The sequence below is a fragment of the Micromonospora sp. NPDC047134 genome (genome assembly GCF_040643455.1).
GTDB lineage: Bacteria > Actinomycetota > Actinomycetes > Mycobacteriales > Micromonosporaceae > Micromonospora.
In genome coordinates this window covers 30,024-52,941 of the sequence record NZ_JBEYUI010000024.1, presented here as the reverse complement: position 1 = coordinate 52,941, position 22,918 = coordinate 30,024, and the positions used below count along the sequence as shown (strand labels likewise).

Annotated in this window: 20 protein-coding genes; 10 read left to right on the top strand and 10 right to left on the bottom strand. The window is 72.7% G+C overall.

The features are described 5' to 3' along the window. The first annotated feature begins 11 nt into the window (after positions 1-11). Complete coding sequence (locus tag ABZ795_RS24035) at positions 12-692, top strand: DUF4142 domain-containing protein (RefSeq protein ID WP_357531960.1); 681 nt, start codon at positions 12-14, stop codon at positions 690-692. A gap of 234 nt (positions 693-926) precedes the next feature. On the opposite strand, the gene ABZ795_RS24030 is transcribed toward ABZ795_RS24035, so the two are convergent. The 5 genes from ABZ795_RS24030 to ABZ795_RS24010 all read right to left on the bottom strand — a co-directional run bounded on the left by ABZ795_RS24030 (position 927) and on the right by ABZ795_RS24010 (position 6,452). Further along, positions 927-1,214, bottom strand: coding sequence for an Lrp/AsnC ligand binding domain-containing protein (locus ABZ795_RS24030; protein WP_327024772.1), 288 nt, complete (start codon positions 1,212-1,214; stop codon positions 927-929). A 36-nt stretch (positions 1,215-1,250) separates the two neighbouring features. Continuing rightward, the gene (locus tag ABZ795_RS24025; RefSeq protein ID WP_357531980.1) at positions 1,251-2,144 is read right to left on the bottom strand and encodes a sugar phosphate nucleotidyltransferase; all 894 of its coding nucleotides are present in this window, start codon (positions 2,142-2,144) and stop codon (positions 1,251-1,253) included. Between the two features lie 20 nt (positions 2,145-2,164). Next, positions 2,165-2,707, bottom strand: a complete 543-nt coding sequence (locus ABZ795_RS24020) for an NUDIX domain-containing protein (RefSeq protein WP_327024773.1) — start codon at positions 2,705-2,707, stop codon at positions 2,165-2,167. 70 nt (positions 2,708-2,777) lie between these two features. Next, positions 2,778-4,568 (bottom strand): RelA/SpoT family protein, encoded by a 1,791-nt coding sequence (locus tag ABZ795_RS24015; protein WP_327027028.1) that lies wholly within the window; start codon positions 4,566-4,568, stop codon positions 2,778-2,780. Between the two features lie 129 nt (positions 4,569-4,697). Next, a complete protein-coding gene (locus ABZ795_RS24010) occupies positions 4,698-6,452 on the bottom strand; it encodes a DEDD exonuclease domain-containing protein (RefSeq protein ID WP_357531959.1) in 1,755 nt (584 codons plus the stop codon). Between the two features lie 127 nt (positions 6,453-6,579). Here ABZ795_RS24010 and ABZ795_RS24005 point away from each other — a divergent pair, with 127 nt between their 5' ends. The 3 genes from ABZ795_RS24005 (at position 6,580) to ABZ795_RS23995 (ending at position 10,632) form a co-directional block, all read left to right on the top strand. Next, a complete protein-coding gene (locus ABZ795_RS24005; protein WP_357531958.1) occupies positions 6,580-8,097 on the top strand; it encodes an NYN domain-containing protein in 1,518 nt (505 codons plus the stop codon). Positions 8,098-8,251: 154 nt separating this feature from the next. Then, complete coding sequence (locus tag ABZ795_RS24000; protein ID WP_327024776.1) at positions 8,252-9,508, top strand: M48 family metallopeptidase; 1,257 nt, start codon at positions 8,252-8,254, stop codon at positions 9,506-9,508. Further along, positions 9,508-10,632, top strand: coding sequence for a glycosyltransferase family 4 protein (locus ABZ795_RS23995; protein WP_327024777.1), 1,125 nt, complete (start codon positions 9,508-9,510; stop codon positions 10,630-10,632). Before ABZ795_RS24000 ends, ABZ795_RS23995 begins: the two co-directional genes overlap by 1 nt. A 9-nt stretch (positions 10,633-10,641) precedes the next feature. On the opposite strand, the gene ABZ795_RS23990 is transcribed toward ABZ795_RS23995, so the two are convergent. From ABZ795_RS23990 to ABZ795_RS23970, 5 genes are all read right to left on the bottom strand, one after another. Then, entirely contained in the window at positions 10,642-12,381 is a 1,740-nt protein-coding gene (locus tag ABZ795_RS23990; protein WP_357531957.1) for a bifunctional diguanylate cyclase/phosphodiesterase, read from the bottom strand. After that, positions 12,374-13,183, bottom strand: coding sequence for an SAM-dependent methyltransferase (locus tag ABZ795_RS23985; protein ID WP_357531956.1), 810 nt, complete (start codon positions 13,181-13,183; stop codon positions 12,374-12,376). Before ABZ795_RS23985 ends, ABZ795_RS23990 begins: the two co-directional genes overlap by 8 nt. Before the next feature lie 162 nt (positions 13,184-13,345). Next, the gene (locus tag ABZ795_RS23980) at positions 13,346-14,014 is read right to left on the bottom strand and encodes a response regulator transcription factor (RefSeq protein WP_007072219.1); all 669 of its coding nucleotides are present in this window, start codon (positions 14,012-14,014) and stop codon (positions 13,346-13,348) included. 7 nt (positions 14,015-14,021) lie between these two features. Further along, positions 14,022-15,716, bottom strand: coding sequence for a GAF domain-containing sensor histidine kinase (locus ABZ795_RS23975; protein WP_327024780.1), 1,695 nt, complete (start codon positions 15,714-15,716; stop codon positions 14,022-14,024). A gap of 14 nt (positions 15,717-15,730) precedes the next feature. After that, positions 15,731-17,530 (bottom strand): AMP-dependent synthetase/ligase, encoded by a 1,800-nt coding sequence (locus ABZ795_RS23970; protein WP_357531955.1) that lies wholly within the window; start codon positions 17,528-17,530, stop codon positions 15,731-15,733. A gap of 147 nt (positions 17,531-17,677) precedes the next feature. Here ABZ795_RS23970 and ABZ795_RS23965 point away from each other — a divergent pair, with 147 nt between their 5' ends. The 6 genes from ABZ795_RS23965 to ABZ795_RS23940 all read left to right on the top strand — a co-directional run bounded on the left by ABZ795_RS23965 (position 17,678) and on the right by ABZ795_RS23940 (position 22,902). Continuing rightward, the gene (locus ABZ795_RS23965) at positions 17,678-18,133 is read left to right on the top strand and encodes an SRPBCC family protein (protein ID WP_327024782.1); all 456 of its coding nucleotides are present in this window, start codon (positions 17,678-17,680) and stop codon (positions 18,131-18,133) included. Between the two features lie 41 nt (positions 18,134-18,174). Then, positions 18,175-18,852 carry a hypothetical protein gene (locus ABZ795_RS23960; RefSeq protein WP_327024783.1) on the top strand — a complete coding sequence of 226 codons (678 nt, stop codon included), beginning with the start codon at positions 18,175-18,177 and terminating at the stop codon, positions 18,850-18,852. A gap of 61 nt (positions 18,853-18,913) precedes the next feature. Next, positions 18,914-19,870, top strand: coding sequence for an ROK family glucokinase (locus tag ABZ795_RS23955; RefSeq protein WP_327024784.1), 957 nt, complete (start codon positions 18,914-18,916; stop codon positions 19,868-19,870). Position 19,871: 1 nt separating this feature from the next. Continuing rightward, on the top strand, positions 19,872-20,582 hold the full coding sequence (locus ABZ795_RS23950; RefSeq protein ID WP_327024785.1) for an endonuclease/exonuclease/phosphatase family protein: 711 nt from the start codon (positions 19,872-19,874) through the stop codon (positions 20,580-20,582). Between the two features lie 92 nt (positions 20,583-20,674). Beyond that, a complete protein-coding gene (locus ABZ795_RS23945) occupies positions 20,675-22,081 on the top strand; it encodes an NAD(P)-binding domain-containing protein (protein WP_357531954.1) in 1,407 nt (468 codons plus the stop codon). Positions 22,082-22,086: 5 nt separating this feature from the next. Beyond that, complete coding sequence (locus ABZ795_RS23940) at positions 22,087-22,902, top strand: alpha/beta fold hydrolase (RefSeq protein ID WP_357531979.1); 816 nt, start codon at positions 22,087-22,089, stop codon at positions 22,900-22,902. Positions 22,903-22,918: the final 16 nt, after the last annotated feature.

The following is a 22,918-nucleotide window of genomic DNA, read 5'->3' as shown; positions in this document are numbered from 1 at the left end:
GGGGAGGAAGCATGTTGGGTATCAAACGCCTCGGCCTGCTGGCCGCACTGGTGCTGGTGGGAGTCGCGCCCGCCGCAGCAGCGCAGGCAGCACAGCCGTCGGAGCAGGACACCCAGTACCTGCAGGCGATCCACCAGGTCAACCTCTACGAGGTGAAGGCCGGTGAGCTGGCGCAGAAGAAGGCCCAGGACCAGCAGGTCAAGGACCTCGCGCAGATGATCGTCACCGATCACAAGGACCTCGACCAGCAGGTGAAGGACCTGGCCGGGCAGCTGAACGTCCAGTTGCCGAAGGAGCCCACTCCCGACCAGCGGACGGCTCTCGACCAGCTGAACAACGCCAGTGGTGAGGAGTTCGACCGGCTCTGGGTGACCCAGGGTCTGGCCGGTCACCTGCAGGCCATCCAGGCCACCCAGACGGAGATCTCGCAGGGTACCGAGGCTCAGGTGGTCCAGCTGGCGCAGACCGCCCTGCCGGTCCTGCAGGCGCACTACGACGCCCTGGTGCAACTGGCTGAGGAACTCGGCATCCCGGTGCCGCAGGCCAGCGCCAGCGCCAGCGGCACGCCCAGCCCGGGCGGCACCACGCCGACTCCGGGTGGCACCACGCCGGCTCCGAGTGGGACCTCCACCGAGGAGTCCCCGGCTCCGGGCGGCACCATCACCGAAACCCCGGTGCCGCAGCAGAGCTGACGCCCGACGGTACGCAAAGCCGGCCCAGCCCACCCCGGCTGGGCCGGCTCGCCCGTGCGCCCCACGCCCCACCGCCTCTCTGCGCCCGCCCGCCCCCGCCCATCTGCGGCGATCTTGCACTTTCTGTCGGTGCAAAGCCGGATGAAGGGTGCATTTCGGCGACCAAAAGTGCAAGATCGCGGGATTCAAGGAGGGCGGGCGGGGAGGGTGGGAGGGAGGGTGGGGTGGGAGGGGTTAGTCGGCGCCGGCCAGGCCGATGGCGAAGGCTTCTTCCAGGTCGTGGCGGGAGTAGGCGCGGAAGGCGATGTGGGACTCGGTGTTGAGCACCCCGGGCACCTTGGAGATGCTGCCCGCGATCACCTGGGCGATCTGGTCGAACTCGCGGACCCGGACCATGGCGATCAGATCCACGTGCCCGGCCACCGAGTAGACCTCACTCACCCCGGGCAGATTCGCCAGGGCCTCGGCCACCTCGGGAATCGCGTCGGTGGCGCAGTCGATCAGCACGATCGCGGTGATCACTGGAGGTTCTCCGTTCGTCGGTGTTCCAGGCCCATGCTAGGGCCCGCGAGACGGGTCAGCCGCAGGGACGGTGAGGTCGTCGTCCACCCGGATCACCTCGTGCAGCCGCTCGTCGGCGCCGATCGTGGCGCCGGGCCAGAGCACGCAGCGGGTCACCGTTCCGCGTACGGTGGCCCCGGCTCCGATCACCGACTGGTGGCAGTCGCCGGTGACGGTCGCGGTGGGATCGATCAGGCTGGTGTCCCCGGCGGCGTGCAGGTTAGCGGCCAGGTAGTCGGCCGGGGTGCCGGTGTCGTAGAAGGTGCCCCGGTAGGGGACCACGGTCAACCGGCCGGCGGCCTCGGCCGGCCGCCAGAGGGCCCGGACCAGGTCACCGAAGGTCGGCGGCAACTGCCGGACCAGTCGCCAGGGCAGCAGCGAGAAGCCGGTGAACAGGTGCCCGTCGAAGGTTCCCGGTGCCTTCGGGTCGAGGGCCGGCTGGCCCAGCAGGCGTACGGAGTCGCCGTCCCAGCCGTGCAACAGTGCCGCGATGTCCGGCCCGGGTGGCGAGGTCGGGTCGGCCAGGTAGGCGTCCGCGTTGCCGACCAGTACCCCTCGACCGGCGATCCAGTCTCGCAGGTTGCCCACCCCGCCCGCGGTGCCGAGGGGGGACCCCTGCTCCACGGAGAGGTGGGCTCGGGTGCCGACCCGGTCGACCACCTGGTCACCCAGATAGCAGGCGTTGACGGCGACCCGCTGTGGCCCGGTCAGGCCCAGCCCGGCCAGCCGGGCCAGCGCGCGATCCAGCAGCGACACGTTGCCCACCGGGCAGAGCGCCTTGGGCAGCCGTTCGGTCAGCGGGCGCAACCGGGTGCCCTCTCCGGCGGCCAGCACGATCGCGCACAACTCCCCGTCGTACCGGGCGACCGGCTCGGAGCCACCACCGGACAGTCTGGAGACCGGCGGGTGGGTCACGGGAGGGTGTCCGGCAGGGGTGGCGGGAACTGTCCGGCCAGGGGGCCGATGTCGTAGTAGGCGAGCAGTCGCGCGGTGGGCCAGGTCAGCTTGGGCAGGTCGTCCAGGGGGTGCCAGGCGGCCTCGAAGACCTCCGCCCCGTCCACCGTCAGGGTGGTGCTCGACGCCGGCACCTCGGCGATGAAGACCATGTCCACCCAACCCTTGGCGTGGACGACCGCGTTGGGGGTGGCCGGGGTCAGCCGGGTGGGCGGCAGTCGTACCCCGGCCTCCTCGTGCAGTTCGCGGGCCGCGCCCACCGCGGGGTTCTCGCCGCGTTGCAGCAGCCCGGCCGGCAGCGACCAGCCCCGGCCCGGCGGCTGGCGCAGCAGCAGCAGCCGACCCGCTCCCTCGGCCTCGCTGTCATGCACCAGGGTGACCGCCCCGACGATGTACTTCGGGACGGCCAGGCGCACCAGCCGACGTCGCACCGGCAGGGGTAGCCGGTAGAAGATCTGGTAGACGGCGGCGCGACCGATGCGACGCGAGCGGGGGATCATGGCTTCAGGCTAGTGGCCCCGAGACCCCTTCGCGCCCGGGGAGCCCGGCACGTCACTGTCCGTGCCTACCTCACTGTCGATGGTCGACAAGGTCGATGAGTTGGCGTACGACGGCGTCCGGTTCGAGGACCCGGTCGAAGACCGCGACCAGCAGGGTCTCCAGGTCGGGGTAGCCGAGTTCCTCTGACAGTCGCAGCAGCGGCAGGTCGCTGGCCAGCCCTCGGTTGTGCTGACGCAGCGCCAGCCCGATGGTGGCCCGGCCCAGCCGGACCTTGTCGCTGATCGAGATGCCCGGCTCGCTGTGCTCGGCGAACCAGCGGTTGATCTGCATCTGGGCGTGCGGCGACTTGACGAAGCCGAGCCACTCGCGGCGCGGGCCCCGGGGGGCCACCTCCGCGTCCAGGGAGCATTCCTCGTCGGTCTCGGTGAAGATCTCCACCACGTCGCCCTCCTCCAGGGCGGAGGAGAGCGGCACCAGCCGACCGTTGACCCGGGCGGCCAGACATCGCTCGCCCCGGTCGGTGCCCAGTTCGTAGGCCAGGTCGACCGGGGTGGCCCCGGCCGGCAGGACGATCTGCCGGCCCTCGGCGACCACCTGGATCTGGGCCTCGGCCAGGTCGCTGCGCAGCGATTCCAGGAACTGCGCCGGGTCGGCCGCGTCCTGCTCCCAGTTCAGTACCCGGCGCAGCCAGTCGAGTTGTTCCGCGCAGGCCGTCGGGGTCGCGCCGGGGCGGGGGAAACGGAAGTCGGCCGCCACCCCGTACTCGGCTGAGCGGTGCATCTCCTCGGTGCGGATCAGCACCTCCACCGTCCGGTTCCGGGGGCCGCAGACGCTGGTGTGCAGGGAGCGGTAGAGGTTGTTCTTCGGTGAGGCGATGAAGTCCTTGAACCGGCCGGGTACCGGCCGCCAGAGGCCGTGGATGGCGCCGAGGGCCGCGTAGCAGTCGGTGGCCGGACCGTCCACCACGACGGTGATGCGGGGCAGGTCGTACGGTACGGCGTGGCCGCCGGCCACGGTGTCCTTCCAGATCGAGTAGAGGTGCCGGGGCCGGGGGGCCACGTTTGCGTCGACCCGGCTGCGCCGCAGCGCCACCTTGGCCTTGGCCACCACGTCGGCCAGGTAGTTGTCCCAGCCGGGGCGGTCGTGCACGTGGCGGGCGATGCGGGCGTGCTCCTCCGGCTCCAGGTGCATCAGCACCACGTCGTCCAGTTCCCGTTTGAGGGTCTGGATGCCCAGCCGGTCGCAGAGGGGCACCAGCACCTCAAGGGTCTTGCGGGCGATGCGTTCCCGCGAGGCCGCCGAGCGTACGCCCAGGGTGCGCATGTTGTGCAGCCGGTCGGCCAACTTGATGATCAGCACCCGGACGTCCTTGCCGGCCGCGATGATCATCTTTCGGATGGTCTCCGCCTCGGCGGCCTGGCCGTAGAACGCCTTGTCGAACTTGGTCACCCCGTCGACCAGGTGGGCCACCTCGTGGCCGAAGTCCTCGGCCAGGGCCTGCAAGGTGTAGCGGGTGTCCTCCACGGTGTCGTGCAGCAGCGCCGCCACCAGGGTGGTGGTGTCCATGCCCAGCTCGGCGCAGATCTGCGCGACCGCCAGGGGGTGGGTGATGTACGGCTCCCCGCTCTTGCGGAACTGACCGCGGTGCATGTTCTCCGCGATGGTGTACGACCGGCGCAGCACCGCCGGGTCGGCACCCGCGTGGATGCTGCGGTGGGTGCGGACCAGGTGGCCCACCGGTTCGGTGTCGTTGGTCGGCCAGGTCAGCAGCGACCGGAGGCGGCGGGCGAGCGGCAGTTCACCTGGCTGGGCGGGAAGTGCGCCCCGCAGGGCGCCGCCGCGTCCGGCGTCGACGTCCACGTGGGACACCCCCTCACTTCCGCTCCGGCAAGCCGGCGGATCGACAACCGGGAGCAGTACCTCGAAACGGGCAGGACTGCACTCCCATAACAGACTAAGTGAGTCGACGTAGTCCGATCGGACAGTTGCTCATGGGCGTTCGGACCAGAGTTGATGGGACGCTCCGCTTTCGGCCTTGGTCAACAGGTCACGGAAGCGACCCGCGCCGCGCACTGGGGAGGCCCAACCGGCCGACATCTCCACCAGCCGGGTCTCCGGTCGCTCCAGCCAGGACAGGATCCGTTCCGACTCCTCCGGGGTGGCTGCGGGGACCGGACCGTGCCCGGCCGATACCGTCTCGGCGGTCGCCCGGATGACGGCCAGGGTGGGTCGAGGATGGATCCCGGGTGGACTGACCCCCGCCCCGGCTAGTCGACCGTGCCGGACCAACGCCAGCTCCCAGCCGCCGCCCTCGGCCGGTCGGGCGGCGGCCAGCTCGGCGATCCCGGTCAGGGCGGCCAGCCGCTGCATGCGTACGGTCGCCCGCAGCACCGCCGCCAACCGGGACCGCAGCACGGCCGCCTCCTCGTAGCGCTGCCCGGCGGCCAGGGTCTCGATCCGGGCCAGCAGGGCCTCCACCACCGGCTGGACGTCGCCGGTGGTGGCCTCGGCGAACGGGGTGACCGCCACGGAGTCGTACTCCTGGGGGGTGATCCGGTGCTCGCAGGGTGCCGGGCAACGACCCAGCTCCGCCAGGGCGCAGGCCGGGGTGACCGTACGCAGGGACAACCGGTGGGTGCACTGGCGCAGCGGCACCGCGTCGTGAAAGCCGGCGGCGGCCAGCTCCGCGGCCCGCCGGGAGGAGAAGGGCCCCAGGTAGGCGCGGTCCTGGGGGGAGATCTCCCGGACCACGGACAGTCGGGGGTACGGCCCGTCGGTCAGCTTCAGCCAGACCACCCGCTCCGGAAACTTCGACCGCCGGTTGTACGGCGGCGCGTGTGCCCCGATCAGACGCAGCTCACGGACCTCCGCCTCCAGCGAGTGGGCGCACTCCAGGGCCTCGACCCGTTCGGCAGCGGCCAGCATCTCCGAGATCCGGGCCCGCTTCTCCGCCGCGGTGAAGTAGCTGCGCACCCGGGTGGCGATGTCCCGTGAGGTGCCGACGTAGAGCGGACGGTCGTCGGCGGCCCGGAAGATGTAGACCCCGGGGGAGCGGGGCAGCCCGTCGGCCAGGTGACGTTTGCGGCGCTGGGTGGGGGTGACCGCCCGGGTGAACTCGATGGCCTCGCCGATGGTGTCGACCCGGTGCCCGCCGAGCCGCCCGATCAGCCCGTGCAGCACGTCGACCGTGGCCCGGGCGTCGTCCAGGGCCCGGTGGGTCGGGGTGGTGCCGGCCCGGAAGTAGGCCGCCAGGGTGCCGAGCTTGCGGTTGGGCACCTCGTCGCGCAGCAGCACCCGCCGGGCCAGGGCGGCGGTGTCCAGCACCCGGGGGTTCGGCCACCGGTAGCCGTGCCGGGCGCAGGCCGCCTTGAGGAACCCGACATCGTACGGGGCGTTGTGGGCCACCAGCACGGCATCGGAGATGAACTCCAGGAAGCTCGGCAGCACCTGCTCGATCGGGGGCGCGGGCAGCACCATCGCCTCGGTGATTCCGGTCAGCACGGTGATGAAGGGTGGAATCGGCACCCCGGGGTTGACCAGGGTGGCCAGCACCCCCAGCTCCTCGCCGCCGCGTACCTTCACCGCGCCGATCTCGGTGATGCCTCCGCCGTCCGGTGTCCCGCCGGTGGTCTCCAGGTCGACCACCACGAAGGTCGTCGCGTACAGCGGCAGGGCCGGGTCGACGCCCTCGGTGGCCGGGTCGAGCCCGGCGAGCGTCGGCTGGAGAAACTCCTGTGCTGCCATCGGCGGCACGGTAACCGGCCGGTCCGACACTCGCGCCCCACCGGTCTCATTCGCCACCACCGGTCTAGGATGAGAGATCGGCTCACTCACCGGGCGGTGGGCCCGGTCGCGGTGGGAGACTTGCCACATGCCCCTCACCGAGCCGCACGACGACAACCTCCCTCGGGAGGAGCAGGTCGTCTCGATGCCGGCTGCCGGTGACGGCGCTGAGAGCCCCGCCGTCGTCGACCCGGCGCAGCCGCCCCACACGGAGACCACCACCGATGGCGACCCCGCCGACACCCCCGGCGCGGAGCCAGCCGAGGCAGGCGCTGACGGGGAGGCGGAACAGACCCTGGAGCCGGAGCCGATCCTGCCGGAGCCGGTGCGGCAGCGGATCGTCTCCCTCACCGCGGCCGTGCTGCCGGGCATGCCGGCCGACGAGGTGCCGGTGCCGCTGCGTCGGGTGGCCAAGTTCGCCCCCAATCGGCGGGCCCGCCTGGGCGCCTCCGTGATCGCCGCCCAACTCGCCGCCGACCCCCTGCTGCGGCAGCGGGTCACCGCCCGGGTGCTGGCCGACGCCGGTGACCTGGGCGCCGCCGTCGTCGAGGGGACCGCCCCGGCCGCCGCCGACCCCGTGGAGGTGGCCGCCCTGGCCTACCTGGCCCGGCCCCGCGGATGGCGGCGGTTGATCGAGGCCAGCGGTGCGGCCGTACGCGCCGAGGCGGACACCGCAGTGGTGGCCGAACTGGTCCGCCAGGCCGAGCAGCGGGCGACCCGGGCCGAACACGACCGCGCGGTGGCCCGGGTGGAGGCCGACAAGCTGCGCGACGAACTGGCCCGGGTCCGCGAGGAACTGGGCCAACTGCGCGAGGAGTCCCGCCAGTTGGCCCGTACGCTGCGGGAGAGCCAGGCCCGCGAACGCAAGGCGAACGAACTGCTGGCCACGGAGCGGGGCCGGGCCGCCCGGGCCGCCACGGACGCGGACGCCGAGTTGCGCCGGGCCCGGGCCCGGCTGGCCGAGGCCGAGGCGGCGGCCGGGGTGGCCCGGGCCAGCGCCAAGGAGGCCCGGTCGGTCGACGACGCCCGCCTGTGGTTGCTGCTGGAGACCATCTCTCAGGCCGCCGTAGGGCTGCGCCGGGAGTTGGCGCTGGACCCGGTGGAGAAGCTGCCGGCCGACTTCGTCGCGGACTCCTTCGCGGACTCCTCGACGGCCACCCCCACCGGGGCCGCCACCCGGGCCCGGGACACGGACGACCCGGCCCGGCTGGATCAGCTGCTCGCCCTGCCCCGCGCCCACCTGGTGGTCGACGGCTACAACGTCACCAAACGGGGCTTCGGGGAGATGTCCCTGGAACAGCAGCGCAAGCGGCTGATCACCGGCCTGGGTGGGATCGCCGCCCAGACCGGTGACGAGGTCACGGTCGTCTTCGACGGCGCCGAGCGGATGCACGGGCTGCCCCCCACCCCACGGGGGGTGCGGGTGCTCTTCTCCCGCAAGGGGGAGACCGCCGACGAGTTGATCCGCCGGCTGGTCCGGGCCGAGCCGCCGGGTCGCGCGGTGGTGGTGGTCTCCTCCGACCGCGAGGTAGCCGACGGGGTACGCCGACACGGCGCCTACCCCCTGGGCGCGGACTCGCTGCTGCGTCGCCTGTCCCGGTCCTGATCGAACCCTGTGAACCACTGCGTGGGGAGGGAGCGGGGCGGGCAATAGGATTGGCGTCCCACGGCGACAGGAGCGACGGAATGAGGCGCACAGCGGACGGCCGGTCCCGAACCGGTCGCTGCGCCGGAACGCCCCGACCGGGCGGGGTGCCCCGGTGAGCCCGCGCGGCTGGGCGGTGCTCACCCTCGCCGGTCTCGGCCTGGCCCTGCTGGTGGCGGCCCTGGTCCTGATTCCGTGGAACCGCCCACCGGCCCCCCGCGCCGACCAGTTGGCCGCCCTCCGGGAACTCCCCGCCGACCAGGTGGAACGGGCCCGGCAGTTCCGCTCCGCCCTGCGCCCCGGCAGTTGGACGGCGCTGGGCCTGGGGCTGCTGGTGGCCCTCCTGCTGGGGCTGACCCCGCTGGGCAGCCGCCTGATCGAGTTGGCCGGGCGCCCCTTCGGCGACCACTGGACCGCCCAGGCGATCCTCGGCGGGCTGGCCGTGGTGCTCGTGGCCGACCTGGTGACCCTGCCGTTGTCCGCCTGGCGGCACAGTGTGCTCAGCCGGTACGGACTGGCCACCAACGGCTGGGGTGGCTGGGCCGTCGACCTGCTCAAGTCGTACGCGGTCAGTGCCGTCATCGGCGCGGTGGCCCTGCTCGGCTTCTACACCATCGTGCGGCTGGCCCCCCGCTGGTGGTGGGCCTTCGGGGCGGCCGGGGCGGCGACCCTGGTGGCGCTGCTCTCCTTCGTCCTGCCGGTGCTGGTGGAGCCGGTGTTCAACCGGTTCAGCCCGATGGAGCCGGGCCCGCTGCGTACCCAGCTGATGGACCTGGCCGCCCGCGACGGGGTGCCGGTGCGCGACGTGCTGGTGGCGGACGCCTCCCGGCGTACCCGGGCGGTGAACGCCTACGTGTCCGGGTACGGCCCGACCCGCCGGGTCGTGGTCTACGACACCCTGCTGCGGGAGGGCACCGATGCCGAGGTGACCGCCGTGGTGGCCCACGAACTCGGGCACGCCAAGGACCAGGACGTGCCCATCGGCACCCTCACCGGCGCCCTAGGTGCCGCAGCCGCCGTGGTGGCGCTCTACCTGATCGGTTCCTGGCCGCCCCTGCTGCGCCTGGCCGGGGTCGACTCGATCGCCGAACCCCGCGCCTTCGGGTTGCTGCTGGCCCTGGTCACTGTCGCCGGGCTGGTCTTCACCCCGGTGCAGGCCCTGATGTCGCGGCGGATCGAGGCCCGCGCCGACGCGCACGCCCTGGCTCTCACCGGTGACCCGGCCGCCTACGAGTCGATGCAGCGACGGCTGTCCTCGATCAACCTCTCCGACCCGGATCCACCCCGCTGGGAGTACCTCTACTCGGCCTCCCACCCCTCCACCGTGGAGCGGATCGCCGCCGCCCGCGCGTACGCCAGAAAGGCCGGTTGATGGGTCGCACGTTGCTGGTCACGAACGACTTCCCGCCCCGACCCGGCGGCATCCAGTCGTTCGTGCACAACCTGGCGGTACGCCAGCCGACAGACTCGGTGGTGGTGTACGCGTCGAGTTGGCCGGGGGCCGACAAGTTCGACGCCGACCAGCCCTTCGAGGTGATCCGGGAGCGCACCAAGGTGCTGCTGCCGACTCCGCTGGTGGCCCGCCGGGCGGCCCGGCTGGCCCGGGAGTACGACTGCGACAAGGTCTGGTTCGGTGCGGCCGCTCCGCTGGGCCTGCTGGCCGCCGGGCTGCGCCGCCGGGCCGGGGTACGCCGGGTGGTCGCCCTGACCCACGGGCACGAGGCGGGTTGGGCGGCCCTGCCGCTGGCCCGGACCGCCCTGCGGCGCATCGGCCGGGGCACCGACGTGGTCACCTACCTGGGGGAGTACACCCGCACCCGGCTGGCCCGGGCCCTGGACGGGGTGACCGAGCTGCGGCGGCTGGCCCCCGGGGTGGACACCGAGCTGTACCACCCGGGGGTCGACGGCTCCGGGGTACGACACCGGCTGGGGCTGGCCGACCGGCCGGTGGTGGTCTGTGTCTCGCGGCTGGTGCCCCGCAAGGGTCAGGACATGCTGATCCGGGCCATGCCGCTGATCCGCCGCCGGGTGCCCGACGCGGCCCTGCTGGTGGTCGGTGGCGGCCCGTACCGGGCGACCCTCACCCGGCTGGCCCGCCAGGTCGGGGTGGAGCGGGAGGTGGTCTTCACCGGCTCGGTGCCGGCGGCCGAACTGCCCGCCCACTACGCCGCCGGTGACGTGTACGCCATGCCCTGCCGGACCCGCAACCGGGGGCTGGACGTGGAAGGGCTCGGCATCGTGTACCTGGAGGCGTCGGCTACCGGCCTGCCCGTGGTGGCCGGTGACTCCGGGGGCGCGCCGGACGCGGTGCGGCAGGGGGAGACCGGCTATGTCGTCAACGGTCGGGATCTCAGCGAACTCGCCGACCGGGTGGGCACCCTGCTGGCCGACCGGGACCTGGCCCGTACCCTCGGCGCGGCCGGTAGGGCCTGGGTGGAACGCGAGTGGCGCTGGGAGACCCAGGCCGAACGCCTGAGCGCCCTGTTGCACGGCTGACGGTCTGCCTCAGCGGAGGCGGGCGAGGATGTGTTCGGCGGGGGCGGGGCGGCCGAAGTGCCAGCCCTGACCCGCGTCGCAGCCGATCGCGCGCAGCCGTTCGGCCTGCCCCACGGTCTCCACCCCCTCCGCGGTCACCGTCAGGTCCAGGGCGTGGGCCAGGGAGACCAGTGAGGCCAGGATCCGTTCGTCCGGGGCCTCCGGTGCGCGCAGCCCCCGGACGAACTCCCCGGCCACCTTCAACTCGGTCACCGGCAGATCCCGCAGGTACGCCAGGTTGCTGTAACCGGTGCCGAAGTCGTCGATGGCGATTCGGACCCCGAGGTCGGCCAGGGCCCGCAGGGCCCGCACCGGCTGCTCGGCGCTGCTCATCATCATGCTCTCGGTGATCTCCAACTGGAGCCGGTCCGGTGGCAGGCCGGTGCGTTGCAGCAGACCGCACACCTCCTGCACCAGGTCAACCTGGCGGACCTGACGCACCGCCAGGTTGACGCTGACGTACGGGGGTTCCCCGGTCCTGGCCGACCAGCCGACCGCCTCCCGGCAGGCCTCGGCGAGCACCCAGGAGCCCAGCGGCACGATCAGGCCGGTCTCCTCGGCCAACCCGATGAAGCGGTCCGGACGCAGCACCCCCAACTGCGGGTGCCGCCAGCGCACCAGCGCCTCGACCCCGAGCATCGAACCGTCCTGCAAGGAGGTCAGCGGCTGATAGTCGAGGTAGAACTCGCCGCGTTCCAGCCCGCCGGGGATGGCGGCGCTCAACGCCTGCCGGGCCTGTTCCCGGCCGTCGCGTTCGGCGTCGTACAGGGCCCATCCCGCGCCACCGGCGTGCTTGGCCCACTGGAGGGTGCTGCCGGCCGCCCGCAGCAGGTCGTCCGGGGTGGTGCCGGCCACCCGCCGCTCCACCACCCCGACGCTGGCGGTGACCGTGATGTCATGCCCGCCGACCAGCGCCGGCTCCGCCATCGCCGCCAGGGCGGACTCGGCGACGGCCACCACGTCCCCGGTGCCGGTGGAGCGTTCCACCAGGATCATGAAGGCGTCCCCGCCGAGGCGGGCCACCAGGTGGGGTTCCACGGCGCGGCTGAGCCGGTGCGCGGCCGCCACCAGGGCCCGGTCACCGATCTGGTGGCCGTAGGAGTCGTTGATGCGCTTGAACCGGTCGATGTCCAGGAAGCACAGCCCGACCCGCTGGTCACCGGCGGGATGCCCGGCGCAGACCGCGGCCAGCCGGTCGGCGAACAGCGTCCGGTTGGGCAGGTCGGTGAGGGGGTCATGGGTGGCCTGGTGCCGGAAGCGGGCCTCGCTGGCCCGCAGCGCCCGCTCCGCCTCGGCGCGGGCGGTCTGCGCGGCCCGCCGGATCGCCTCCTGCTCGTCCAGGGTCCGGTCGCGCAGCGCCCGGGCGTAGCCGGTGGCGATCGCCGCGATCAGCCGGGCCATCCGGTCGGCGATGTCGTCGGTGACCAGGTCCAGGTCGCGGACCAGCCGGAGCTGGATCACCTCGACGGTACGACCCAGGGCCTCGGCGGAGCCGATGTGCGCGGCGACCAGTTCGGCGGCCACCCGATGCCCGGCGCGCAGGTCCAGCGGTTCGCTTCGCAGCGCCTCGGCCAGTTGATCGGTGAGCCGCTGCAACAGCGTCTCCAGTTGGGCGTGGGTCAGCGGAAAGTAGCTGGTGCCCGTCAGCGCCTTGGCCCAGGCCCGAGCGAACACCCCCACCCGGGCGAGGTCGTCCGCCGGCTCAGCCACCGAGCCGCCCGACCCCACCGAGGAAGACCGCCCGCTCGGCGTCCTCGACGCTGTCCGGGGTCTCCGGACGCCACTGCGGCACCCACACCACCCCGGGCTCCACCAGGTCGAACCCCTCGAAGAAGGCCGTCAGCTCGGCCCGGCTGCGTACCCACAGGGGGTTGTCGGTGCGCTGGTAGACCTTCTGCGCCTCGGCCCGTTCGGCCTCGCTGCGGCCGTCGTCGCTGGCCTGGGAGAGCACCAGGTAGCTGCCCGGCGCCAGCGCCGCCCGCAGGGTGGCCAGCAGCTCGGACGGCCGGTCCTGGTCGCCGACGAAGTGCAGCACCGCCACGACCAGTACGGCGACCGGCTGGGAGAAGTCGAGCAGGGCGCGGATCTCGGGGTGGCCGAGGATGCGCTCGGGGTGGCGCAGATCCTCCTGGATCACGGTCGCACCCTCGTTGCCGGCCAGGATCTCCCGGCTGTGGGCCACCGCCACCGGGTCGACGTCGACATAGACCACCCGGGAGTCGGGGGCGTGCCGCTGGGCGATCTCGTGCACGTTGCCGGCGGTGGGGATGCCCGAACCGATGTCCAGGAACTGCCGGACGCCGGCCTCGGTGAGGAACTGCACGGCCCTACGCAGGAAGGCGCGGTTGGCCTGGGCCATCAGCGGGGCCTCCGGCACCGCGGCCACCATGGCCTGGGCCGCCGCCCGGTCCACCGCGAAGTTGTGCGAACCGCCGAGGTAGTAGTCGTACATCCGAGCGACGCTGGGCCGCTCGACATCGATCGTCTCGGGCGCCCAGTCCGGCCGCTGCATCCTGCTGTCTCCTCCGCGCACCATGTCGGGCATCAGTGCCCAGGCGGGGATTCTGCCCCACTTTCGTCACCGAAACCATAGTGTGTCGCAAGATGGCGGTCGATACAGATGATCCGTGCCCGCACAGTGGCGGACACGGATCATCCGTGCACTCTGGGTTACCTAGAACTTGGGCGCGTCCGGGGCCTCCAGCAGACCGAGCCGCAGGGCGGTCATCAGGGCCTGGGCCCGGTTGGCCGCGCCGAGCTTCTCGTAGAGCTTGGAGATGTGGGTCTTGGCGGTCGACTCGCTGACGAACAACTGCTTGGCGATGCCGGCGACGCTCATGCCGTCGGCCAGCAGCCGCAGCACCTGACCCTCGCGCGGCGACAGCTGCGGGCCGGAGGGGGCCAGTCGACGCTTCATCGCCTCGGCCAGGTCGGCGGCGGTGAAGGCGCTGGGGGAGGAGGCGGCGTGCCGGGCGGCGGCGACCACCTCGTCGGCCGGCGCGGTCTTCGGCACGAAGGCGCTGGCCCCGGCCTCCAGGGCGCCGAAGAGCTGGTCGTCGCCGGCGTACATGGTGAGCACGACGATGCCCATCGAGGCGCTGGACTTGCGCAGCGCCCGGGTGGCCTCCAGGCCGCTGCCGTCGGGCAGCCGCAGGTCCATGATCACCACATCCGGCTGCAACGCGCCGGCCTGCCGTACCCCCTCCGCCGCGGTCGCAGCCTCACCCACGACCTCGAACTGCCGGTCGCGCTCGAAGGCGTGCCGCAGGCCTTTCCGGATCAAGTCGTGGTCGTCGACAAGGAGGACCTTGGTACGGGTAGCCGGTGTCGGACTTGTGGTCATCCTCGGGTTACTCCCCTTCTGCTGCGGCGGCGCTACCGCGAAGGTTATCGCGCCGGGGCGACGAGCCGACCACCACCGCCACGGTCGTCCCGCTGGGCTGACGTGGTCGAATCTCCAACCGGCCCCGGATACGTTCCGCTCTCTCGGCCATGATCGCAAGCCCATAGTGCCCGTCGGAACGTTGGTCACCTATGCCGTGACCGTCATCCGACACTTCGATCTGGGCGTACGGGGGGTCCACCTCGCAGGTGACCCAGAGGTTGGCGGCACCGGCGTGCTTGCGGGCGTTGGTTACCGCCTCCTGGGCGATGCGCAGCAACTCGGCCTCGGTGGCGGCGGGCAGCCGGGCGGTGGACTCGTCGAGGGACAGGTGCACCCGCAGCCCGCCGGAGGCGCCGACCGTGCGGGCGTACTCGGCGATGGCGGCGGCCAGGCCCCCGTGCCGGTCCACCTCACTGCGCAGCTCGAACAGGCTCAACCGCAGCTCGGTGATGACCCGGGTGACCTCCTGCCGCAGGGTGCGCAGGCTCTCGGCGGTCTCCTCGGTGTCCTCGTGCACGGTGGCCAGGGCGTTGTCGATGCCGTAGCCGACCATCACCAGCTCCTGGGCCACCCCGTCGTGGATCTCCCGGGCCAGGCGCTGCCGCTCCTCGTTGGTGGCCAGCGACCGCACCTCGTCGAAGAGCAGGGCGGCTTCCAGGCGCAGCGCCGCCGGGCCGGTCAGCCCGGTCACCTCGGCGGTCACCGAGGGCGGGTAGGCGTGGCCGGCGTCGGCCTCCAACACCACCAGACCGACCGTACGGACCCCGGCGACCAGCGGCACGATCAGCGCGGAGACCTCCCCGCCCCGGTGGGACCGGGACTGGGACCGGGCCGCGGTCTGCGGCTGCTGACTGGCCCAGGCGTCGGCGATGGCGGAGTCCGCGTCCAGGGTGGTCTCCCAGTCGACCCGGTCCGCGCCGATCTGGGCCAGCACCACCAGCCGCCCCCCGCCGCTGGCGGACAGCACTGCCCCCCGGTCGGTACGGGCCACCGTGCGCAGCTCCTCGAGGAGGTGCTCGGATATCCCCCCGGGGTCCAGGGTCGCGCCGGGCAGTTGGCGGGCGACCGTACGCAGCTGGGTCAGCAGCCGGGTCGCCTCGGCGTACGGCTGGGGTTTGGCGTCGTGTCGCAGCTGCATCACCCGGTGCAGGGTCTGTGCCGCGTAGAGGCCGAGCACGGCCAGGATCAGCCACTGGGCGCAGACCACGAGGTAACCGGTCTGGGTCAGCTGCCGGACCCCGCCGACCAGGGTCAGCCCGCCGGTGATCAGCAGGGTGCCCGCCAGGGTGGCGATCAGCAGGGCCCCCTCGCGGAAGCGGCGCCGCAACGCGGTGACCGTCACCGGCACCGCCAGGTACGGCAGCACCGCGGAGGCCCCCAGCCCGTCGATGTGCCCCCCGATGGTGGCCACCGCCGCCACCTGGCTCGCCGCCAGGCCCAGCACCACCACCTCCGCCGTCCGGCTGATCGGCCCGATCAGCCAGTGCTCGGGGGCCAGCGAGGCCGGCATGCCGGCGACCGCCAGCAGCACGATCCACCAGAGCTGGGTCAGGTCACGGGTGGCCAGCAGGGTCAGGACGGCGACCAGTGCGAGCACGACCACCCGGGTCGCCGAGGCGAGCGGATGGGAACGGGCCAGGGCGGTTGTCGAGGCGGACACGTGACGGATCGTAGTCAGCCGCGGTAGATGTCCGCGATTTCCGCCGCGTACGTCTTGTGTACGACCTGACGCTTCACCTTCAGCGAGGGGGTCAGCTCGCCGGTGGCCTCGGTGAAGTCCTGGGGCAGGATCCGGAACACCTTGATCGCCTCGGCCTTGGAGACGGACTGGTTGGCCAGGTCCACCGCGCCCTGGATCTCCGCGCGCAGCCCCTCGTGCTCGCGCAGCTTCTCGGCGCTGGTGTCGGCGGGCAGGCCGACCGAGGCCAACCAGGCCGGTAGCGCCTCCTCGTCCAGGGTGATCAGGGCGGCGATGAACGGCTGCCGGTCGCCCACCACGACGCACTGGCTGACCAGTTGGTGCGCCCGCACCTGGTCCTCCAGCATGGCCGGGGCGACGTTCTTGCCGCCGGCCGTCACGATGATCTCCTTCTTCCGGCCGGTGATGGTCAGGAAGCCGTCGCCGTCGAGCTGACCGAGGTCGCCGGTGGCGAACCAGCCGTCGGAGCTGATCGCCTCGGCGGTGGCCTCCTGGTTGCGCCAGTACCCCTGGAAGACGATGTCACCGGCGATGAGGACCTCGCCGTCGTCGGCGATCCGGATGGTCACCCCGGGCAGCGGCCGACCGACCGTACCGATGCGGGTGAAGCCCGGCAGGTTCGCCGAGGCGGCCGGGGAGGTCTCGGTGAGCCCGTACCCCTCGTAGACGGTCACTCCGACACCCCGGAAGAAGTGCCCTAGCCGGGCACCGAGCGGGGCCCCACCGGACATCGCGTCGCGGCAGCGCCCGCCGAGGGCGGCCCGCAGCTTGCCGTAGACCAGCTTGTCGAAGAGGGCGTGCTGGACCCGCAGCGCCAGGCCGGGCCCGGCCGAGGTCTCCAGCGCCTCGCTGTAGGCGATGGCGACCGCCTCGGCCCGAGCGAAGATCTTGCCCTTGCCGGCGGCCTCGGCCTTCTGCTTGGCGCCGTTGTAGACCTTCTCGAAGACCCGGGGCACGGACAGCACGAAGGTCGGCTTGATCTCCTGGAGATCAGCGACCAGGTTCTTGGGGTCCGGGCAGTGCGCCATGGTGGCCCGGGCCTGCACCACACCGATCTGGATGAGCCGGGCGAAGGCGTGCGCCAACGGCAGGAAGAGCAGGGTGGAGGCGTTCGGGCCGAACAGGTTCGGCAGCACCGGCACCGCGTTGGCGATGTCGGTGTACATGTTGCGGTGGGTCAGCACGCAGCCCTTGGGCCGACCGGTGGTGCCGCTGGTGTAGATGATCGTGGCCAAGGCGGAGGAGCGCAGTTCGGCCCGCCGTCGGTCGATCTCGGCGGGTTCCACCGTCGCGCCCGCCCTGATCAGGTCGTCGACCCCGCCGAGGTCGATCTGCCAGGTGTTGGCCAGCTCCGGGGTCCGGTCCCGGACCCCGGCCAGCAGGGTGGCGTGGGCGGTGGTCTCCACCACGGCGGCCACCGCGCCGGAGTCGGCCAGGATCCAGGCGGCCTGTTCGGCGCTGGAGGTCTCGTAGACCGGCACGGTCACCGCGCCGGCGGCCCAGATGGCGTAGTCGACGAGGGTCCACTCGTAGCGGGTGCGGCTCATCAGCGCCACCCGGTCGCCGGGCTTGACGCCGGTGGCGACCAGGCCGCGGGCGACCGCGATCACCTCGTCGCGGAACTGGCGGCAGGTGACCTCCACCAGGGCCCCGTTGGAGTCACGGCGGAGGAACTGCACCGCGTCCGGCGCCACCTCGGCGTTGTCCCAGACGGGATCGGTGAGGTTGGCCGAATCGCCGACGGTGACGATCGGCGGGACGGAGAACTCGCGCACCTGCACTCCCTCGTGCTTGCACTGGCCGGTCGGGGGCGCCACCGGCGGGTCTGCTCATTCCGAAACCTACCTGGCCCACCCTCGGCCGGCACATCGCAGGTGGGGCGGCGCGGCGCGACCGCCCGGTCGGGGCGGTAGCCTCCCCCCATGGCGGACTCCTCCACCCAGTCGATCATCATCGGCGCGTCACCGGATCAGGTGGCGGCGGTCATCTGCGACTTCCCGAGCTATCCCCGCTGGACCGACGCGGTACGGCAGGCGGAGGTCATCGAGGAGTACGAGGACGGTTACGCCAGCCAGGTCCGCTTCGTCCTAGACGCCGGGGTGATGGCCGACGAGTACGTGCTGGAGTACGCCTACGCCGAGGACCTGTCCCGCATCGAGTGGCACCTGGTGGCGCCGTCGAAGATGCAGAAGCTCCAGCGCGGCTCGTACGACCTGGTCGGCAACGCCGACGGCAGCACCACCGTGACCTACACCCTGGAGGTGGAACTCGCGGTCGGGATGCTGGGGATGTTTCGGCGCAAGGCCGAGAAAATGATCATGGATGCCGCGTTGAAGCAGCTCAAGCGCCGGGTAGAAGCATCTGGCTCGGCGCACTGAGGCGTCCGGCGGCGCGGTCGCTCACGGCAGAGGAGCCCACGATGGGTGCAACGGATCCGGGTTCGGCCCGGCAGGAGGCGGAGCGGCTGGTCGCCACTCTGCTGGCCAGCGCGCGGTTGGCCGCCGCCAGCCCCGGTGGGGGACCCCTGGGCGCCCTGGGCGGGATGGTGACCAGTGTCCTCGGTCACAACGGCCCGTCGGACTCCTCCGACCAGGCCACCGGGGCGGGTTTCGCCACCGGTACGGCGGAATGCTGTGTCTGCCCCGTCTGCCGAGGAATCGCCGCGTTGCGTGATCCGAGTCCGGAATTCGCGGAGCGGTTGGCCACCGGTGCCGGTGACCTGGCCGCCGGCCTGGCCAGCTTCCTGCGGGCCTTCGCCCCCACCGAGACCCCCGAGGACCCCTATCACGAACCGGGCACCGGCGCCGATGGTGACCACGTGTGGCGCGAGGCGACCCGTACCGGGCATGATTCTCAGCCGGCACCGGATCGGGACGTCTGGACCGCCGCTACCCGGGCGGAGGAGGGCGCCGTCCCGGCCGTCCCGCCCGTCGACGCCGCCGGGCCGGTCGCGGACGCCGCAGGCCCGACGCCGGAGGTCGGCCGCCCGGTGGTGCCCACCTCACGGACCCCGGACGGCGACGGCCGGGTCGTGTCCTCGGACGCCGCGGTGCCCACCGGCGCCGAGCAGCAGGGCGCACCAGGCGACGACGCCTGACTTCAGGGACCACCCGCACCACCGGCCCAGAGCAGGTGTGCGCGGGGCACAGCAGAGGGGAGTGGCAGCGGTGACGCTGACCATCGGAGTCGACGTGGGTGGCACGAAGGTGGCCGGCGGTGTCGTCGACGACACCGGCACGGTGCTGGTGCAGACCCGACGGGACACCCCCGCCGACGACGTGGGCAAGACCCGCGACGTCATCATCGAACTGGTCGCCGAACTGGCCACCGGGCACGACATCCAGGCGGTCGGCATCGGGGCGGCCGGGTGGATCGACGCCAGCCGCTCCACCGTGCTGTTCGCCCCCAACCTGGCCTGGCGGGACGAGCCGTTGCGGGCGTACGTCAGCGCGGCCGTCGGGTTGCCGGTGATCGTGGAGAACGACGGCAACGTGGCCGCCTGGGCGGAGTTCCGCTACGGCGCGGCCCGGCAGGCCGAGGACTCGATGGTCATGTTCACCATCGGCACCGGGGTCGGCGGCGGCATCGTACTCGGCGGTGGCCTGGTTCGTGGCGCCAACGGCATCGCCGCCGAACTGGGCCACATGCTCGCCGTCCCGGACGGGCACCAGTGCGGCTGCGGTCGGCTCGGCTGCATCGAGCAGTACGCCAGCGGCAGCGCCCTGGTCCGCTTCGCCCGGGCCGCGGCCCGACAGGAACCGCAGCGGGCGACCGCGCTGCTGGAACTGGCGGCCGGCGAGGCCGAGGCGATCACCGGCCCGATGGTGACCGCCGCGGCCAAGGCCGGTGACCCGGTCGCCACGGAGGCCTTCGCCCAGGTCGGGCGCTGGCTCGGCACCAGCCTGGCGGACATGGCCCAGATGCTCGACCCCCAGGTGCTCGTCATCGGCGGTGGCGTCATCGAGGCCGGTGACCTGCTGATGGGCCCGACCCGGCGGTCCTACACCGAGTCGCTGGCCCAGCGCAGCCGGCTGCCGGTGGCCGAGATCCGCCCGGCCGAGCTGGGCAACGCCGCCGGAGTCATCGGCGCGGCCGACCTGGCCCGGCGGATCTGACATGGCCGACTCCGCCCCCGGGGTGCCGCTGCGCGTCGTGTCCTACAACGTGCACGGCCAACGCGACGACACCACCGCCCTGGCCACGGTCGTCCGCCAACTGGCACCGGATGTGCTGATCGTCCAGGAGGGCCCCCGCCGCTTCGGGTGGCGGTCCAAGTCGGCCTCCCTGGCCGCCTCCCTGGGTCTGGTGGTCGCCGCCGGTGGACTGCCCTCGCTGGGCAACCTGCTGCTGGTCAACCTGCGGGTACGGGTGACCGGGGTGCGTCACCAGCGGTTCCCGCTGACCCCAGGCCGACACATGCGGGGTGCCGCGTACGCCGACTGTCTGGTCGGCGGCGGCGCCCGGTTCACGGTGGCCGGGTCGCACCTGGCCACCGACCCGGTGGAGCGGCCGGAGCAGGCGAGACTGTTCAAGAAGGAGGTGCAGGCCGCGCCGTGGCCGGTGATCGCGGCGGCCGACCTCAACGACGAACCGGACGGGTCGGCCTGGTGCGTCCTGGCGGACGGGCTGACCGACGCCGCGATCGCCGCAGACCGGGCCGACCGGCTCACCTACTCCTGCGCGAACCCGCGGCGGCGCATCGACGCGGTCTTCGTCGACCCCCGGATCACCGTGGTCGACTACGACGTGCTGGACACCCCCCTGACCCGGCGGGCCAGTGACCATTTTCCGATCGTCGTCGATCTGCTCCTGCCGACGACCGGCTGACCTGCGACGCTCGGACGGGCTGGACATACCGCGCGGATGTGGAGAAGATTTCGCGCGACCCGGCATGCGTGCCGAGACGAAGGAGATCCCCGGTGCCCACCCCCACCGAGCACGGCCGGCCCGATCCGGAGACGACCACGCCAGCCCGCAGCCACGACGGTCGCCCGGTCGCCGACCGGGGTGACACCGTCTGTGTCATCGGCGCCGGAGCCAGCGGCCTGACCGCGATCAAGAACCTCGCCGAGCACGGCTTCGGGGTGGACTGCTACGAACGCGAGACCGGCATCGGCGGCGCCTGGAACTGGCGACACGACCGCAGCCCGGTGTACGCCAGCACCCACCTGATCTCCTCGCGGCCCTTCACCCAGTTCCCCGACTTCCCGATGCCGGACGACTGGCCGGACTACCCGCACCACAGCCGGCTGCTGTCCTATTTCGAGCGGTATGCCGACCACTTCGACCTGCGTCGGCACATCTGGTTCGGCACCGAGGTGGTGCGGATCGAACCGGTGGCGGACGACCGTTGGGACGTCACGACCCGCAGCACCGGCGGCTACGGCCCCGAACGCACCTCCCGGTACGCCGCCGTGCTGATCGCCAACGGGCACAACTGGTCCCCCAAGCTGCCCCGCTACGAGGGGCTGGAGCAGTTCCGGGGCGAGGTCATGCACGCCTCCTCCTACCAGGACCCGGCCCAGTTGCGCGGCAAGCGGGTGCTGGTGGTCGGGGCCGGCAACACCGGCTGCGACATCGCCGTGGAGGCCGCCCAGCAGGCCTCGCACTGCTGGCACTCCACCCGGCGCGGCTACTGGTACGCCCCCAAGTACGTCTTCGGTCGCCCGGCCGACCAGGTCAACGACACCCTGCTGGCCCTGCGGGTGCCGCTGTGGCTACGCCAGTGGCTCTACCACCGCACCCTGCGGCTGACGGTCGGCGACCTGACCCGCTTCGGCCTGCCCGAGCCGGACCACCGGGTGTACGAGACCCACCCGATCGCCAACAGTCAACTCGTCTACCACGTCGGTCACGGCGCGATCACCCCCGTGCCGGACATCGCCCGGCTGCACTCCCACTCCGTGGAGTTGACCGACGGCCGACAGATCGACCCGGAACTCGTCATCTTCGCCACCGGCTACCTGCCGCGCTTCGAGTTCCTCGACGCGAAGATCCTCGGCGACGACGAGGGGGTGGGCCGCCCCCGGCTGTGGCTCAACGCCTTCGTCCCGAACTATCCGACCCTGGCGGTCGCCGGCCTGCTCCAACCGGACTCCGGTCTCTTCCCGCTGGTGCACTGGCAGGCCGTGCTCTTCGCCCGCCTGCTGCACGCCCGGATGACCCGCCCGCAACGCGCCGCCGCCTTCGCCGCCCGGGTGACCTCCGGGGCGGGTGAACGCTACTCGGGTCGGGTCAAGGACTCCACCCGGCACTGGTTCGAGGTCGGCCATGTCGACTACCTGCGCGCCCTGGAGCGTGCGCTGCGCGACCTGGAGGGCAAGTGACGCAGTTGAGCCGGCAGCCACGGATGGTGCGCGGTTGGGAGTGGGCGCGTCCGGTCCGCCCGGTCCGACGCGAGGTGCTCAGCGTGGTCCCGGAATTGGAGCAGGGGCACCCGCCGCTGCTGTTCGTACCCGGCTTCGGGCACGGGGCCTGGGCGTACGCCGAGCACTGGCTGGGGCACACCGCCGCCCGGGGTTTCCCGGCCTACGCGGTCAGCCTGCGCGGGCACGGCGGCAGCGGCCCCGCGCCGGACGCCGACCTGCGGGCGTACGCCCACGATGTGGTCCAGGCGGCGGCGGGCCTGCCCCGCCAGGCGGTGCTGGTGGGGCACGGCGCCGGGGCCCTGGTGGTGGCGCACGCCCTGGCCCGCTACCCGGCCCGGGCGGCGGTGCTGGTGGCCCCGGTCCTCGGCGGCTGGGCGAGCCTGGGTGCGGCGCTGCGGCACAACCCCGTCGGCACCCTGCCGGCGGTGTTCGGCGCCGGGCTGCGGCTGAGTCGGAGCCAGCTGTTCAGCCGGGAACTGCCCGAGGCCGAGGCCCGGCGGCACACCGCCCGGCTGGGTCGGGCCGCCCGGCGGGCCCAGTGGCAACTGCTCACCGGCGGGGATCCGGAACCGGCCGTGGGCCGCCCGCCGGTGCTGGTCCTGGGCAGCCCGGACGACCGGGTGGTGCCGGCGGCGGCGCTGACCCGCGCGGCCCGGCGGTACGGCTCGGCTCCCCTGCTCTTCCCGGGCATGGGACACGACCTGATGCTGGACGCCCGGTGGCGGGAGCCGATCGACGCCATCCTGGACTGGCTGCTCAAGCAGCCCAACCGGCCCTGACGGGCGGCGGACCCCC